Below are 16076 nucleotides of genomic sequence, written 5' to 3' on the forward strand. Positions count from 1 at the left end.
CCGGCCACCCCGCCCGGCCACCGCCGGACGGCTCCCGGCTACCCCGCCCGGCCACCGGCCGACGGCTCGCGGCCACCCCGCCCGGCCGCCCGGTCAGCGGCTCCACTGCCGGGCCAGGCGGGCACCGAGCGCCCGCAGCCCCTCGGCGGGCCGGTCCATCGCCGCCGCCACCCCGCCACGCTCCTCGCCGCCGAAGTGCTCCACCAGGCTGTACGCCTCGGTAACCCCGGCCGAGGCGGCCTCCCGCCGGCCGGTGCTCACCCGGCCCGCCAGCACCACGCACGGCACCCCCCGGTCGCGGGCCGCCCCGGCCACCCCGGCGACCACCTTGCCGCGCAGCGACTGGTGGTCGAACGACCCCTCCCCGGTGATCACCAGATCGCAGTCGTCCAGCGCGGCGTCCAGGCCGATCGCCCGGCCGACCAGGCCGATGCCGGATTCGCAGCGCCCGCCGAGGGCCAGCACCGCCGCCCCGAGGCCGCCGGCGGCACCCCCGCCGGGCAGCGTGCCCAGGCCGGGCGGGCAGCCCGGCAGGTCCCGCTCCAGCACCGTCGCCCAACGCTCCAGCGCGGCGTCGAGCAGCAGCACGTCGGCCCGGTCGGCACCCTTCTGCGGGCCGTAGACGCTGCTCGCGCCGTGCAGTCCGAGCAGCGGGTTGTCCACGTCGGTGGCGGCGACCAGGGCGGCCCCGCGCAGCCGGGGCACCCCGTCGAGGGCGGCGACGGCGGCCAGCGCCGCTCCGCCGTACGGCAGCGCCCGGCCGGCGTCGTCGAGCGGGGTCGCGCCGAGCGCCGCGAACAGACCGGCCCCGCCGTCGTTGGTGCCGGAGCCGCCCAGCCCGATCACCACCGTCCGGGCCCCGTGCTCGACGGCGGCGGTGACCAGCGCCCCGAGGCCGTACGAGGTGGTGGCCTTCGGGTCGCGCTCGGTAGCGGCCAGCAGGTGCAGCCCGCACGCCTGGGCGCTCTCCAGGTAGCCGGTGCCGTCGGCGGTGAGCAGGATCTCACCGGTGACGGGACGGCCCAGCGGGTCGACCGTCGGCACCGGGATCCGGTGGCCGTCGAGCGCACCGGCGAGCACCGTGACGAAACCCGGGCCGCCGTCGGCCAGGGGGCGGACGAGCAGCTCGTCCGTGCTGTGCACCGCCCGCCAGCCGGCGGCGACGGCAGCCGCCACCTCGGGGGCCTCCAGGGTGCCGGCGAACTTGTCCGGACAGAGCAGCACGCGCATGCCCAGAGTGTGGCAGGCCACATCGGCGCGGAGCAGTGTGGCAGCCCACACCGGCAGCGGTCGTGCGAACGGCCCGTTGTGGGACCATGAGGACGTGACTTCGACCTGGGTGGAACCCTCCAACACGGCGACCGCGCTGCTGCTCCTCGGCCGCGGCAGCGACCCTGCCACCGAGCGTGGCGTGGAGTGTCCGGGAGACCTGCCGGCGCCGAGCGACCCCGACCTGGTGGCCCGCGCGGCGGCGGCGAAGGCCGCGCTGGGCACGCGGGTGTTCGTTCTCGGTCACCACTACCAGCGCGACGAGGTGATCCAGTTCGCCGACGTCACCGGCGACTCGTTCAAGCTGGCCCGGGAGGCGGCGGCCCGCCCGGACGCCGAGTACATCGTCTTCTGCGGCGTGCACTTCATGGCCGAGAGCGCCGACATCCTCACCACCGACGCGCAGCGGGTGATCCTGCCCGATCTGGCGGCCGGTTGCTCGATGGCCGACATGGCGGTGCTGGGGCAGGTCGAACGGGCCTGGGAGGTGCTGACCGACCTGGGTGTCGCGGCGGACACCGTGCCGGTGACGTACATGAACTCCTCGGCGGACATCAAGGGCTTCGTCGGCCGCAACGGCGGCGTGGTCTGCACCTCGTCGAACGCGAAGCGGGCGCTGGACTGGGCCTACGCGCAGGGCTCCAAGGTGCTGTTCCTGCCCGACCAGCACCTGGGCCGCAACACGGCGGTGCTGGAGATGGGCTACTCGCTGGACGACTGCGTGCTCTACGACCCGCACAAGCCGAACGGCGGGCTCACCGCCGAGCAGGTCCGCGACGCGAAGATGATCCTGTGGCGGGGGCACTGTTCGGTGCACGGCCGGTTCACCCTGGACAGCGTGCACGACGTCCGGGCCCGGGTGCCCGGGGTCACCGTGCTGGTGCACCCGGAGTGCCGGCACGAGGTGGTCACCGCCGCCGACCAGGTCGGCTCGACGGAGTACATCATCAAGGCGATCGAGGCGGCCCCGGCCGGCTCGGCGTGGGCGGTCGGCACCGAGTTGAACCTGGTCCGCCGGCTGGCGCTGGCCCACCCGGACAAGCAGATCATGTTCCTGGACAAGGCGGTCTGCTACTGCTCCACGATGAACCGGATCGACCTGCCGCACCTGGTCTGGGCGCTGGAGGAGCTGGTCGCCGGCCGGGTGGTCAACCAGATCACCGTCGACGCGGACACCGCGCACCACGCCCGGGTGGCGCTGGACCAGATGCTCGCGCTGCCGGCCGCCGACACCCCGCCGCCCGCCGCCACCTGATCACGTACGGTCACCGACAAGGTACGGGAACGTACCAGATTCGCCGGTTCGTTCCCGCGTCGGTGCGGTGACCGATTCGCATCTCGTCACGGAGGGCTATGCTGCCGGGGCGACGTACCACGGGGGCCGTTTGCTGTCGGCCCCCCAGCGGGTAGCTGGACAGCCCGTACCGGGCGGCTGGACAGCATGCCCCATCATCGACTCACCTGGCACCACCCGACACGCGCTGGAGGTTGCGTTGACGGACGACGTCCTGGTCGTACACGGAGGTACTCCGCTCGAAGGGCGGATCCGCGTGCGCGGCGCGAAGAACCTGGTCTCCAAGGCGATGGTCGCGGCCCTGCTGGGCGACTCGCCCAGCCGGCTGTTCGACGTCCCCAAGATCCGTGACGTCGAGGTGGTCCGCGGGCTGCTCGGCCTGCACGGGGTGAAGGTCACCGACGGCACCGAGGACGGCGAGCTGGTCTTCGACCCGTCCAACGTCGAGAGCGCCAGCACCGACCAGATCAACGTGCACGCCGGATCCAGCCGGATCCCGATCCTGTTCTGCGGCCCGCTGCTGCACCGGCTCGGCCACGCCTTCATCCCCGACCTGGGCGGCTGCCACATCGGCCCCCGCCCGATCGACTTCCACCTCCAGGCGCTGCGCGAGTTCGGCGCGACGGTGGAGAAGAGCCCCGAGGGTCTGCACCTGTCGGCGCCGAACGGACTGCACGGCACCAAGTTCGCCCTGCCGTACCCGAGCGTCGGCGCGACCGAGCAGGTGCTGCTGACCGCGGTGATGGCCGAGGGCGTCACCGAGCTGCGCAACGCCGCCGTCGAGCCCGAGATCATCGACCTGATCTGCATCCTGCAGAAGATGGGCGCGATCATCAAGGTGCACACCGACCGGGTGATCGAGATCCAGGGCGTCAAGAAGCTGCACGGCTACACCCACCGGCCGATCCCGGACCGGATCGAGGCGGCGAGCTGGGCCGCGGCGGCGCTGGCCACCCGGGGCCACGTCGAGGTGCTCGGCGCGCAGCAGGCCGACATGATGACCTTCCTCAACATCTTCCGCTCCGTCGGCGGCGAGTACGAGGTCACCGACGCCCGCCCGCCGAAGCTCGGCGACCCGGGCCAGGAGGGCGGCATCCGGTTCTGGCACCCGGGCGGCGAGCTGAACGCGGTGGCGCTGGAGACCGACGTGCACCCCGGCTTCATGACCGACTGGCAGCAGCCCCTCGTGGTGGCGTTGACCCAGGCCCGGGGCCTGTCGATCGTCCACGAGACGGTCTACGAGCAGCGGCTGGGCTACACCGACGCGCTGAACACCATGGGCGCCAACATCCAGGTCTACCGGGACTGCCTCGGCGGCACCCCGTGCCGGTTCGGCCGCCGCAACTTCAAGCACTCCGCGGTGATCGCCGGGCCGAGCAAGCTGCACGCCGCCGACCTGGTCATCCCGGACCTGCGGGCCGGGTTCAGCCACCTGATCGCGGCGCTCGCCGCCGAGGGCACCTCCCGGGTGTACGGCGTCGACCTGATCAACCGGGGCTACGAGGACTTCGAGGCCAAGCTGGCCGACCTCGGCGCGCACACCGAACGCCCGTAACACCCCGTCCGGCCCGTACCGGCGGGCGGCCGTGACCCCGGTCCGGCCCGCTCCCGGCCACGGCCGTGACCCCGTCCCACCCGCCCGCCGAGCGCCCGGTGCACCCGTGATGTGCACCGGGCGACGGCGGGTGGCTACCCTTCACCTCGTGCCGTCGCTGTTTCGCCGCAAGTCCGCCGACTCCGACTCCTCCGCCACCGCCACGGTGGTGACCGAGGAGCCATCCGCCGCGCGCCCCCGGGGCTACACCCCGAGCAAGAAGGAACTGGGCGTCGAGACCCCGAAACGGCCGGTCGCCGGTCGCCGGCCCGCCGGCCCGACCCGGCCGCTGACCAAGGAGGAGGCCCGGGAGCAGCGCCGCAAGGCGCGCACCGAGGCCGCCGCCGAGTTCCGCCGCGAGGGCGGCCCCCGGGACCGGGGGCCGGAGCGGCTGCTGGCCCGCAACGTGGTCGACTCCCGCCGGACGATCGGCACCTGGTTCTTCGGTGGCGCGTTGATCGTGCTGATCGGCTCGAACGCCGCCATGCCGCCGGCGATCCGGCTCGCCTCCAACGTGGTGTGGGGCGCGCTCGCGCTCGGCGTGGTGATCGACTCGGTGCTGATCTCCCGCCGGATCAAGAAGCTGGTCCGGGAGCGCTTCCCGACCAGCGGCGAGCGGATGGGCTCGCTCTACCTGTACGCGATCATGCGGTCGATCACCTTCCGCCGGATGCGCGCCCCGGCCCCCCGGGTGCAGATCGGCGAACCGGTCTGACCAGTTCTCTCCCGACGGCCCCGCCCCCACCGGGGGCGGGGGGCGGGGTCCGGTAGAGCCGGGCCACCACGTCCTCGATGTCCGGCTCGACGATCGAGACGTCACGCAACGCGGCCAGCCCGGCCACCGCGGACACCACCTCCGCCACCCCCGCCGACTCCAGCGTGTAGACCAGCCGCCGGCCGTCGGCCTCGACCCGGAGCAGCGGCGCCCCCACCGGCTGCGGCGGCACCGCCAACGGGGCGTCCAGCTCGACGACGACCAACCGGCGGGAGCCGTACCGGGCGTGCAGGGCGGCGATCGACCCGTCGTGCACCACCCGGCCGTGGTCGACCACCACCAGCCGGGCGCACAACCGCTCGATGTCGGCCAGGTCGTGGGTGGTCAGCACCAGTGTGGTGTCACCGGCCCGGCCCAGCTCGGCGAGGAACTCCCGGACCGCCTGCCGGCTCACCACGTCCAGCCCGATGGTCGGCTCGTCGAGGAAGAGCACCTGCGGGCCGTGCAGCAGCGCGGCGGTCAACTCGCCGCGCATCCGCTGCCCCAGCGAGAGCTGCCGGACCGGGGTGTCCAGGAAGGCGTCCAGGTCGAGCAGGTCACGGCAGCGGCGCAGCCGGGCGGCGTGGTCGGCGGCGGGCACCCGGTAGAGGTGCCGCAGCAGGTCGAACGAGTCACCCAGCGGCAGGTCCCACCACAGTTGGGAGCGCTGCCCGAAGACCACCCCGATCCGCAGCGCCAGCCGGGTCCGGTCGGCGACCGGGCGCAGGCCGCAGACCCGGGCCTGCCCCGCCGACGGGCTCAGCACCCCGGTGAGCATCTTCAGGGTGGTCGACTTGCCCGCCCCGTTCGGGCCGATGTAGCCGAGCATCTCGCCCCGCTCCACCCGCAGGTCGATGCCGTCCACGGCGGTGACCGTGCGCTTCTCCCGGCGCAGCCGGCCCGCCCTCACCCGTACCGTGAACTCCTTGCGCAGCCCGTCCAGCTCGATGACGCTCATGACCCCGTACTCCGGTAGTGGCGGATGCCGGTGCGCCAGGCCGCCGCCGCCACCACGGCGGCGACCAACGCCACCACCGGCGCGGTCCAGCCGGCCCACGACGGCAGGCCGAGCGGGTCGGCGCGGCCCAGCAGCGCCAGCGCCGGCTGGTAACTGACGAAGGCGAAGCCCAGCCCGTAGGCGAAGGCGGCCCGGAACCACCCCTCGAAGACGGTCACCGGGTACGAGGTGAAGTCCCGCCCACCGTAGGTGACCGAGTTGGCCAGTTCGCCGGAGTCCACCCACCAGAACGACACGGTGGCGGTGGCCACGAAGAGCGACCCGAAGAAGACCACCCCGGCCAGCGGGGCGACCACCGCCAGCGCCACCCGGGCCGGGGTCCAGTCGATCCCGGCCGAGCCCAGCGCCACCACCAGCACGGCCACCCCGAACACACCCCGGGACACCTTGCGCAGCGGCAGGTTCATCAGCAGCAGCTGGGGCAGCGCGCCGAGCGGCCGGAGCAGCACCGCGTCGAACAGGCCGGTGCGGACGTGCGCCGGCAGCCGCTCGATGTTGCCGACCAGCAGGTCCGCCACGGCGAAGGCGCTGGCCGACAGCCCCACCATCACCAGCGTCTCGCGCAGCGTGAACCCGCCCAGCTCCCGGGTCACCCCGTAGATCACTAGGACGGTGACCACGTCGAAGACGGTGGCTCCCAGGTTGCCCAGCAGGTCCAGCAGGAACGACGCCCGGTACGCCGTCTGCGACCGGGCCTGCGCCCCGAGCAGCGCCCGGTACGCCCGCAACGTCCCACCTGGCCGGACCGCCTCGCCGGTGCACACCCCCGGCTCAACCACCCTGCACCACCAGCCGACGTTCGGCCCGCCGCTGCACCAGCCGGCAGGCGGCCAGCACCAGCACCGCCCAGCCGAGCTGGAGCGCGACCAGGCCGACCTGGACGGCCGGCGGATCCCGCTCCACCAGCACGTCGAGCGGGGTCTGCAGCAGGCTCGGGAACGGGGTGCCACACCACAGCACCAGTTGCAGCCACTCCGGCAGGAACCGCAGCGGGAAGTAGAGCCCGGCCAGCACCCCCGAGCCGAGGGTCCACAGCAGCAGCGGACCCCGCGCGTCCTGCCACCAGTACGCGGTGGCGTTGACCAGGAACCGGCAGCCGAAGCAGAGCACCACGGCGACCACCACGGAGACCACGAAGAGCCCGACGGTGGGCCACCGGGACGGCAGGTAGACGTCGAAGAAGAGCGGCCCGACCAGGACGGGCGGGAGCAGCCGGGCCAGCGCCGCGTACCCGGCCCGCCCCAGGTCGGTGGCGAGGTAGCTGGTCACCGGGTGCACCGGGCGGAGCAGGTCGGTGGCCACGTCACCGGTGCGGATCCGGTCGGCCAGGTCGCTCCAGCCCCAGAGCAGCACGACGGCGATCAGCCCCTGCCCCACCCAGACGAAGGTGGCGAGCTGTCTCCGGTCGTACCCGCCGACGGCTCCGGTCCCGGCGGCGGCCAGCAGCACCGAGCAGTGCAGGAAACCGAACACGGTGTTGGTCACCGCACCGGCCAGGGCGGCCTGTCGATAGGTGGCGTACCGGCGGAATCCGGCCCGGGATATGGCCCCGAATGTCCGGAACCATCGGGTAACGTTTGCGCTCGTGGGTAGTGCCACAGTGGCGGTGACCGAGCCCACGCCGCTACCCTCCTTCCGCAGCCCCGCCGTGCCGGACGGGGGACTCTACCGGCATCCCGGGGCGCCCGGCACCACAATTTGCAACGAGGTGACACCGCCGTGAGCGAGCGACGCGAGCCGGGCATCGGGCCGCGCCGCACGCGTGGACACGGAGGCCCCCGATGACGGGCGGGTGGCGCGACCGCTGGGACGCCCCGGCGGAACCGTCCTGGGTGATCGAGCCGACCAGCGAGTGGCACCCCCAGTTCCGCGGCCAGCGCTACCCCGGGGACATCGGCAACCGGTACGCCGACCCGCGGGGGCGGCCCGCCGCCTTCGGCCGCGCCGAGGTGCCCCCGCTCGCCCCGACCCGCCCCGACGGCACCTACCTCGGCCGGTCCTGGGCCGACCAGGAGGACGCGGCCACCCGCGAGGACGAGCCGGGCGACGAGCGGTACCCCGACCACGACGCGTACCGCCGGCCGGTCGACGAGGCGTACCGCCGGCCCCCGGACGAGCCGATCTGGCAGCGGGAACGCCGCCGGCCCGCGACGGACCGGCCCGCCGACCGGACCGAACCGGACCGGTACGACGGCCGCCCGGAAGCCGACCGGCACGCCGGCCGGACCAGATGGTCCGACCGGCGGCGGGATGCCGTCGACCCGGCCCCCACCGGGTGGCACCGCGACCGCGCCGCCCCCGACCGCGCCGCCCCCGACCGACACCGCGCCGACGGGTACGACACCCCACCCGGCCGGGAGCGCACCACTCCCGGGGTCACACCGGTGTCCCCCGGCCGGGCACCCGTCTCCCCCGCTCCCCGCCACGAACCGCCCCGCCACGAACCGCCCCGCGACAGCCGCTCCGACCGGTTCGTCGAACCGGGCTGGAGCGTCGAGCCCGACGGGCTCCCCCGCCGCAGGCGCACCACCAGCGAACGCCCCGGCGTCGACCACCGCACCCCCGACGACGGCGGGCTCACCCCCGACGCCATTGGCCAGGCCCGACGCACCCCGGACGACGGCGGGCACGATCGACGGCTCACCGACGAGAACCGCCACGACCGGCGGTTCACCGATGGTGCCCGCCACGACCCGTACCCGGGCACGCGGCGGCCCGCGCAGGATCTCCCGACGCGGTTCCGGGAGGACGAACCCCCCAGGTCGCCGGCACGGGAGTCCGTCGAACGACCCGCCGCCCGGGGCCACGACGACCTCCGCCGCCGTCCCTTCGACGACGACCGGACGCCGATCTCCCCCATTCCCGAGGACCGGTGGCAGCACCCACGCGTCCCCGCGGAGCGACCGCCACCGCGACCACGGGAGGCGGCGTCGCGTACGGAGGCGTTCCCCGACCTCCGTCCCCGCGAGTCCACGCCGCCGCCGGCCCCGTCGACCGGCGAGCCGTGGAGTCGTGCCGGCACCGACCGGACGGGCACCCGGCGACCCACGCACGACCCGGACCACACCCGCGACGGCCGGGAGCCGTACCCCGGGTCGGAGCGCCGCCCGGCGGAACCGCACCGGCCGGTCCCCCCGCCCGGCCGCTACGACGACCGTCCGGCGGCCCGGGTCACCCCGGACCCGATGCCGGAACGCCCCGGGGACCGTCGGGGCGGCGCGGCACCCCCGCCGACCCGCCCGGTCTCCGGCCCGCCGTACCCCGGCCCGCCTCCGACCCGCGCGGTCCCTGGTCCGTCCCCGGCCCGCCCGGTCTCCGGCCCGCCGGTCTCCGGCCCGCCGGTCTCTCCGGTTCCGGTCTCGCCGGCCCCGGGGCCGGCGGCCGACCTCGGTACGGCCGACGCCGCCCCGGTCTCCGCGCCACCAGCGGCCCGGCTGAACATCGAGTTCCGCCAGCCCCCGCAGAGCGACCGCCGGCCGGCTGCGCCGACACCGGCCGACCCACCCGCCGCTCCCCCGACCGGCCGACCCGGTGGTCTGGAGATCACCCCCGACCGACCCCGCCGGTACGTCCCACCGCCGCCGGAGCCCACCGCCGACGCACCGGACACCGCGCCCCGGACCCCGCCGAACAGCTCCGCCGCCTGGTTCCGGCCCGGCCGGTCGACGCCCACGCCACCCGCCACCGGCACCACCGACGCCGGTGGCAGGCCCGCACACGCCGGCACCGGTGGGCCGGTCACCGACGCCGGTGACCGAACCGCCCGCACCGACCCCGGCGACCGAACCGCCCGCACCGACGCCGGCGACCGGACCCCACCTGCCGTGGACCGATCCGCCGACACCGGCGACCGGACCGCCGGCACCGGGTTCGCGGTACCGCCGGCCCGGTCCGCCTCCCCGGCGGACGCCTCCGACGCCGCTCCCGTACACGACCCCCGGCCGGCGCCGGACCGGGACGGCACGGTCAGCGCCACCGACGGTCCCGGCAGGACCGGGTCTGCGCCGGCGGCGGAAGCCGCTACAGCCGCCGCCGACGTGGCGGTGCAGCCGCACCCGCCCGCCGCCAGCGTCCCGGAGCACCGCCTCGACACGGCGACCCCCGACACGGGAGCCGGCCCGGCAGGGGGTTCCGCCCCGGCCGACACCGCCGACGGTGGCCCGCTCCCGGCCGACGACCGCACCGACGCTCCCACCGAGCCGGCCGACGACCGCACCGGCCGTCCCACCGAGCCGGCCGGCACGGGCCCGCGCGCCACCCCCGCCGACAGCAGCCCGCAGGCCGACCCGGGTGCGGCGGTCGAGGCCGGACCGGCGACCACCACCAGCGCGGCCGGCACCCCGACACCGCCGGCCGGCACCCCGACACAGCCGACCGGCACCCCGACACCGCCGGCCGGGAGCACGGCGACACCGCCGACCGCCCTCCGGAGCGGCGCGCGGTCGGGGTCGACGGTGACCGTCCCGGGCGAACCGGACGAGCCCGACGCCCCGTCGGCCGTACCCCGGGACGATCCCGAGCAGGTGCTGGCCGGCTACCGGTGGCGGCTGGACCCGCAGACCCTGCGCGAGGTGGTCGACGACCCGGCGGAACTGCGGGTCCTCCGACGCCGGCTGACCGAGAAGCTCGCCTCGGCCCTGGACAACCGGGCCCGGGCCAGGCTGCTCAGCCTGCGGGCGGTGACCTCCCGGCTGGTCGACGACCTGGACGACGCGCTGGCCGACGGACGGCTCGCCCTGACCTACGCCGAGGCGACCGGTGAGCTGCGGCGGACCGCGCTGGCCCGGGCGCGGCTGGCCGAGGCGCTGCGTTGGAAGGGCGAGTTCGCCGAGGCCGACCGGCTGTTCACCGAGGCCAACTCCACCGAACTCCCCGACCGGCTGCGCTCGGCCCTGCACGAGCACGCCGGCCGCTGCTGCTACGACCAGGGTCGGCTGATCGAGGCGTGCGCCCATTTCGAGCGGGCACTGGACCTGCGTCGGGCCGACGACCCGGAGCTGACCGGGCGGATCGGGGTGGCGCTGGACGCGGTGCACAGCCGGGCGGCGGCGCGGGCGGGCTTCGGGCCGTACCCACGCAGCCGGGACGAGGTGCGGCACGGCCGCCGCGCGCCGCGGCCCACCCACGACGGCCGGGGCTGCTGGGGGTACGCGGACACCGCCGGTGACCTGGTCGTCGACTACCGGTACGCCGAGGCGCAGCCGTTCCACGAGCAGGTGGCCTGGGTACGCCGCCCCGACCACACCGGTTGGGAACTGATCGACGAGGCCGGCGGCACCCTGCTCGACGCCGGGTACACCCGGGTGCTGCCCTTCTCCGACGGCCTGGCCTGGGTGTCGCGGGGCGGCGACGCCGACTGGTCGGCGATCGAGCCCGACGGGACAGTGCTGGTGCCGGCGGGCTTCGAGGAGGTCCGCCCGTTCCGTGCCGGGGTGGCGGCCGTCCGCCGGGGCGGCTGGGGCGCGGTGGACCGGCACGGCCGGCTGGTCGTCCCGCCGCGCTACCACGGGATCACCACGACGCTGTCCGACGGTCGGCAGCTCGACGGCTTCACCGACGAGGGGCTGGCCGTGGTGGAACTCGCCGGTCGGCAGGGGGTGGTCGACCGCGCCGGCACGATGCTGGTCCGGCCGGTGCACCCGGCCCTGGTGATCCACCCGGTGGCGTTCCTGGTCGGTGACGGGATGGACCACTGGGGGGCGCTGGACCGGCGGGGCGAACCGCTGATCCGCCCGGTGCACCCCGACCGGGACGGGGTGCTGGCGGAGATCGACCGGCTGCTCGCCGACACCCACCCCGTGCTCTGACCACCGCGTCGACGGGTGCCCCGGACCGGGCGGGGCTAGGGTCGCAGCATGGAATTCCGTCACCTTGGCCGTTCGGGCCTCATGGTCAGCGAGATCTCGTACGGCAACTGGATCACCCACGGTTCCCAGGTGGAGGAGGACGCGGCGCTGGCGTGCGTGCGGGCCGCCCTGGACAGCGGCATCACCACCTTCGACACCGCCGACGCCTACGCCGGCACGCGCGCCGAGACGGTGCTCGGCAAGGCCCTCGCCGGGGAACGCCGGGAGGGGGTGGAGATCTTCACCAAGGTCTTCTGGCCGACCGGGCCCGGCCGCAACGACCGTGGCCTGTCCCGTAAGCACATCATGGCCTCGATCGACGGCTCGCTGCGCCGCCTCCAGACCGACCACGTGGACCTCTACCAGGCCCACCGGTACGACTACAGCACGCCGCTGGAAGAGACGATGGAGGCGTTCGCCGACGTCGTACGGGCGGGCAAGGCGCTCTACATCGGCGTCTCGGAGTGGAAGGCGTCGCAACTGCGCGAGGCGCACGCCCTCGCCCGGGAGCTGCACATCCCACTGGTCTCCAACCAGCCGCAGTACTCGATGCTGTGGCGGGTCATCGAGGCCGAGGTGGTGCCCGCCAGCGAGGAGCTGGGCATCTCCCAGATCGTCTGGTCGCCGATGGCGCAGGGTGTGCTGTCCGGCAAGTACCTGCCGGGTCAGCCGCCGCCGGCCGGTTCCCGGGCCACCGACGAGAAGTCGGGCGCGGACTTCATCGCGAAGTGGCTCGACGACGAGGTGCTGAACCGGGTGCAGCAGCTCAAGCCGCTCGCCGAGCAGGCCGGGCTGACCATGCCGCAGCTCGCCGTCGCCTGGGTGCTCCAGAACCCGAACGTCGCGTCGGCGATTATCGGGGCGTCCCGCCCCGACCAGGTCCACGACAACGTCAAGGCCGCCGGGGTGACCCTGGAGGCGGACCTGCTCAAGGCCATCGACGACATCGTCGCCCCGGTCACCGAACGCGACCCGGCCAAGACCGAGAGCCCGGCCAAGCGCCCCTGACCCGCCCGGCCGCACCCCGGACCCGCTCCGGGCCGGGGTGCGGTCAGGTCTGCCAGAACCGGATCAGGGACAGCGCGGTGCTGTAGAGCCACGGCGGCAGACCCAGCAGGTCGCTGAGCCAGAAGACGGCGGTGAAGAACCAGCCGCCGATGCGCGGGTTCCACAGCAGGGCGAAGAGCAGGATGAAGCCGAACGGCGCGAATAGGTCGTACATCCGTCGCCACTGCGGGTTGAGCCACGGCTGGATCATGTTGCCGCCGTCCAGGCCGGGCACCGGGAGCAGGTTCAGCACACTCGCGGTGAGCTGGAGGAACGCCAGCAGCGCCACCCCGGCCCAGAACTCCACCGGGCCGCCCGCCCCGATCCCCACCCGCAGCACCACCACCAGCAGCAGGGTGAACAGCACGTTGGTCGCCGGGCCGGCGAGACTGACCAGGGTGTGCCGCAGCCGCCCCGGGATGGCGTGCCGGTCCACCCAGACCGCCCCGCCGGGCAGGCCGATGCCGCCGAGCAGCACCACCACCACCGGCAACACGATCGACAGCAGCGGATGGGTGTACTTGAGCGGGTTCAACGTCAGGTAGCCCCGGTGGGCGATGTCCCGGTCACCGGCCCGGTAGGCGACCACCGCGTGGGCGTACTCGTGCAGGCAGAGCGAGACCAGCCAGCCGGAGACGACGAAGAGGAACACGTCGAACCGGACGTTGCCCACCCCGTTCCAGGTGAGCACGCCACTGGTCACGAAGAGCGCCACCAGGGCCAGGAAGACCGGGCTGGGCCGGAACGCCGCCCGGGGCACGCCGAGCACCAACGGCTCGCCCCCCGGGCGGTCGTGGGCCATCACTCCGCCGTCGGCAGCAGGCTCATCCGGTAGTCCACCCGGTCGTCCTCGACGAGCGTGACCGAGGTGACGCCGGACGCCGCGAGCTCCCGCCAGGTCTGGCCGATCCAGGACTCGGCGTCCGCCTGACTGCTGAACGTGTCCGCCGGTCCGTCGACCGACGCGCCGTCCGTGCCCTCGTACCGCCAGCTCCACGCCATGCCGCGTCTCCCCTCGCCGCTCCGCCGCCCCCGGGGGACGGACCCCCGCAAGCGTAGTCGGCCGGTGCCGGACCGCACCGGACGCGGGCCTCCGGGGCCGCACCGGTGACCCGCCGTCACCGCCGCCGGTCCGACCCGGCCCGACCGGCCAGGACGCCCCCCGGGACGCGGCCGGGCCGGCGGGCGCTGCCGGGCCGGGCGGCCTTAAGGTACGGGCATGTCCGTTGAGGGGTGGAACACGGTCCTGGTGCTCGGCGGTATCCGTTCGGGCAAGTCGGAGTTCGCCGAGTCCCTGGTGGCCGACGCACCCACCGTGCGGTACGTGGCGACCTCGGCCGTCGGCGACCCGGACGACACCGAGTGGGCCACCCGCCTGGCCGCCCACCGGGCCCGCCGGCCGGGGAGCTGGACCACCGAGGAGACCGCGGACGACCCGCGCCGGCTGGCCGACGTGCTCGCCTCGGCCGGGCCGAACGAGACGGTCCTCGTGGACGACCTCGGCGGCTGGGTGACGGTGCTGCTCGACCCGGCCCACCAGCCCGCCGACGACGTCGCCACCATCGCCGAACTGGCCGACGCGGTACGCGCCAGCGAGGCGCGGATCGTGCTGGTCAGCCCGGAGGTGGGCCTGTCGCTGGTGCCCACCACCCCGCTCGGCCGGGCGTTCACCGACGCGCTGGGCGCGGCCAACCGGGCCGTCGCGGACGCCTGCGACGCGGTGGCGCTGGTGGTCGCCGGCCAGCCGGCCTGGCTCAAAGCGTCCGCCCCGGCCCGGCCGGTCGGCGTACCCGCCCAGGCCGCCCCGGGCGGTGACGCGACCCCCACCACCGTCGGGCACCCGGCCCCCGCCGACCCGTCGCCGGCCCCGCTGCCGGAGGTGCTGACCCCGACCCTGCCGACGACGCCGGCCGCGCCGGCCGCCGACGACGGCACCGGCTGGGCCGCGCCGACCATGGCGCTGCCGGTGGTCGACACCGGGCTGGTCATCCAGCCCGGCATGGAACTGCCGATGCCCGACGAGTACGCCGGCCCGCAGGCGGTGCAGCGGCTCGGCACCCTGGACCTGCCGGGGGCCGGGCTGGGCGTGCTGGAGCGGGTGGTCGAGTTCGCCGCCGCCACCCAGGGCACCCCGACGCCCACGCCGTGGACCGACGTCCGGGTGCTGCTGCTGCACGGTGACCACGCCGGCGGCGCGGCGGCCGGGGCACTGCCCAACGAGTCGGCCCGGCTGGCCCGGCAGGCGCGGGCCGGGCGGGGGGCGCTCGCCCGTCTGGCCGCCGAGAACGGGGCCGGCCTCCAGGTGGTGGACACCCCGCCGTCCGCACCGATCGAACACGGGCCGGCGCTGGACGTCGAGGCCGTCGAGGCGGCCCTGCGCTACGGCTGGCGACTGGCCGAGGAGGCCGCCGACGCGGGCGTACGGCTGCTGGTGCTGGGGGCGTGCGGCGCGGGCACCGAGGCCGCCGCCGCCGCGGTGCTGGTCGCGACCGCGGGAGCGGAGGCCCCCACCGTGCTGGGCCGGGTGTACACGGCCGACGGCGAGATCGACGACGCCGCCTGGATGGTGCGGTGCGCGACGGTCCGGGACGCGCTGCACCGCACCCGCCGCTCCCCCCGGGACGCCAAGGACGTCCTGGCCGAGCTGGGCGGCGGTGACGTGGCGGTGGCGACCGGCGTGCTGCTCGGCGCGACCGCCCGCCGGGTGCCGGTGCTGCTCGACGGGCCGGTCGGCCTGGCCGCCGGGATGATCAGCCGGGACCTGGCCGGTCAGGCCCGGCACTGGTGCCTGCTGGTCGACCACGGTGGCCACCCGGCGGTCCGGCTCGCCGCCGACGTGCTCGGCCTGACCCCGCTGCTGGAGCTGCGGCTCGACCTCGGCGAGGGGGCGAACGCGCTGGCCGCGTTGCCGCTGCTGCGCTCGGTGCTGGCGCTGGCCGGGGCGTTGCCCGCCCACCCGCACCACGGCGGCGCCGACGACGACGGGCCGGACGCCACCCTGCCGGACGCCACCGACCCGGGCCTGACCCCCACCCCGCCGGAGCCCGACGAGCCGTCCCGGAGTTCCGCCGCCCCGGACGTCACCGATCCGGGCCTCAGCCGCGCCACCCCGGAGCCCACCGACCCGGAGCGCATCGGGGGCGACGTGCCCGACGTCACCCCCGAGTTCGCCGAGCCGCAGCCGGCCGGCCCCGGGCCGACCACCACCGGCCCGACCACCACCGGCCCGACCAACGCTCCCGACCCGGCCACCG

Annotated in this window: 11 protein-coding genes and 1 pseudogene; 6 read left to right on the forward strand and 6 right to left on the reverse strand. The window is 75.4% G+C overall.

Annotated features, from left to right (window positions below):
• Nucleotides 1-93: 93 nt before the first annotated feature.
• Nucleotides 94-1230, reverse strand: coding sequence for a glycerate kinase (locus O7625_RS29290; protein WP_282343123.1), 1137 nt, complete (start codon nucleotides 1228-1230; stop codon nucleotides 94-96).
• A 94-nt stretch (nucleotides 1231-1324) separates the two neighbouring features.
• Here O7625_RS29290 and nadA point away from each other — a divergent pair, with 94 nt between their 5' ends.
• From nadA to O7625_RS29305, 3 genes are all read left to right on the forward strand, one after another.
• Nucleotides 1325-2524 (forward strand): quinolinate synthase NadA, encoded by a 1200-nt coding sequence (gene nadA, locus O7625_RS29295; RefSeq protein WP_282343125.1) that lies wholly within the window; start codon nucleotides 1325-1327, stop codon nucleotides 2522-2524.
• 238 nt (nucleotides 2525-2762) lie between these two features.
• Nucleotides 2763-4118 carry a UDP-N-acetylglucosamine 1-carboxyvinyltransferase gene (gene murA / locus O7625_RS29300; RefSeq protein ID WP_348773976.1) on the forward strand — a complete coding sequence of 452 codons (1356 nt, stop codon included), beginning with the start codon at nucleotides 2763-2765 and terminating at the stop codon, nucleotides 4116-4118.
• 109 nt (nucleotides 4119-4227) lie between these two features.
• Complete coding sequence (locus O7625_RS29305; RefSeq protein WP_282343127.1) at nucleotides 4228-4872, forward strand: DUF3043 domain-containing protein; 645 nt, start codon at nucleotides 4228-4230, stop codon at nucleotides 4870-4872.
• Here O7625_RS29305 and O7625_RS29310 read toward each other — a convergent pair.
• From O7625_RS29310 to O7625_RS29320, 3 genes are read right to left on the reverse strand one after another with little or no spacing between them, the layout of a single operon-like run.
• Nucleotides 4814-5869, reverse strand: a complete 1056-nt coding sequence (locus O7625_RS29310) for an ATP-binding cassette domain-containing protein (protein WP_282343130.1) — start codon at nucleotides 5867-5869, stop codon at nucleotides 4814-4816. The two genes, O7625_RS29305 and O7625_RS29310, sit on opposite strands and share 59 nt — an antisense overlap.
• Nucleotides 5866-6708 carry an ABC-2 family transporter protein gene (locus O7625_RS29315; protein ID WP_282343131.1) on the reverse strand — a complete coding sequence of 281 codons (843 nt, stop codon included), beginning with the start codon at nucleotides 6706-6708 and terminating at the stop codon, nucleotides 5866-5868. Before O7625_RS29315 ends, O7625_RS29310 begins: the two co-directional genes overlap by 4 nt.
• Entirely contained in the window at nucleotides 6701-7414 is a 714-nt protein-coding gene (locus O7625_RS29320; protein ID WP_282343133.1) for an ABC-2 family transporter protein, read from the reverse strand. Before O7625_RS29320 ends, O7625_RS29315 begins: the two co-directional genes overlap by 8 nt.
• 296 nt (nucleotides 7415-7710) lie before the next feature.
• On the opposite strand from O7625_RS29320, the gene O7625_RS29325 reads away from it, so the two are divergent.
• Nucleotides 7711-11736: a WG repeat-containing protein gene (locus O7625_RS29325; RefSeq protein WP_282343134.1), complete on the forward strand. Its 4026-nt coding sequence runs from the start codon at nucleotides 7711-7713 to the stop codon at nucleotides 11734-11736.
• 48 nt (nucleotides 11737-11784) lie between these two features.
• A complete protein-coding gene (locus tag O7625_RS29330) occupies nucleotides 11785-12783 on the forward strand; it encodes an aldo/keto reductase family protein (RefSeq protein ID WP_067313615.1) in 999 nt (332 codons plus the stop codon).
• A 43-nt stretch (nucleotides 12784-12826) separates the two neighbouring features.
• Here the strand turns inward: O7625_RS29330 and O7625_RS29335 are convergent, their stop codons facing one another.
• Together O7625_RS29335 and O7625_RS29340 are read right to left on the reverse strand one after the other, a co-directional pair.
• Complete coding sequence (locus O7625_RS29335) at nucleotides 12827-13624, reverse strand: site-2 protease family protein (RefSeq protein ID WP_282343136.1); 798 nt, start codon at nucleotides 13622-13624, stop codon at nucleotides 12827-12829.
• Nucleotides 13624-13824 (reverse strand): hypothetical protein, encoded by a 201-nt coding sequence (locus O7625_RS29340; protein WP_067313620.1) that lies wholly within the window; start codon nucleotides 13822-13824, stop codon nucleotides 13624-13626. The genes O7625_RS29335 and O7625_RS29340 overlap by 1 nt, the downstream gene beginning before the upstream one ends.
• Before the next feature lie 217 nt (nucleotides 13825-14041).
• Between O7625_RS29340 and O7625_RS29345 the strand changes: the two are divergent.
• Nucleotides 14042-16030: pseudogene (locus O7625_RS29345) on the forward strand (bifunctional adenosylcobinamide kinase/adenosylcobinamide-phosphate guanylyltransferase); the annotation flags it as partial.
• Nucleotides 16031-16076: the final 46 nt, after the last annotated feature.

The organism is Micromonospora sp. WMMD714 (genome assembly GCF_029581315.1).
GTDB classification, from domain to species: Bacteria; Actinomycetota; Actinomycetes; order Mycobacteriales; family Micromonosporaceae; genus Micromonospora; species Micromonospora rifamycinica.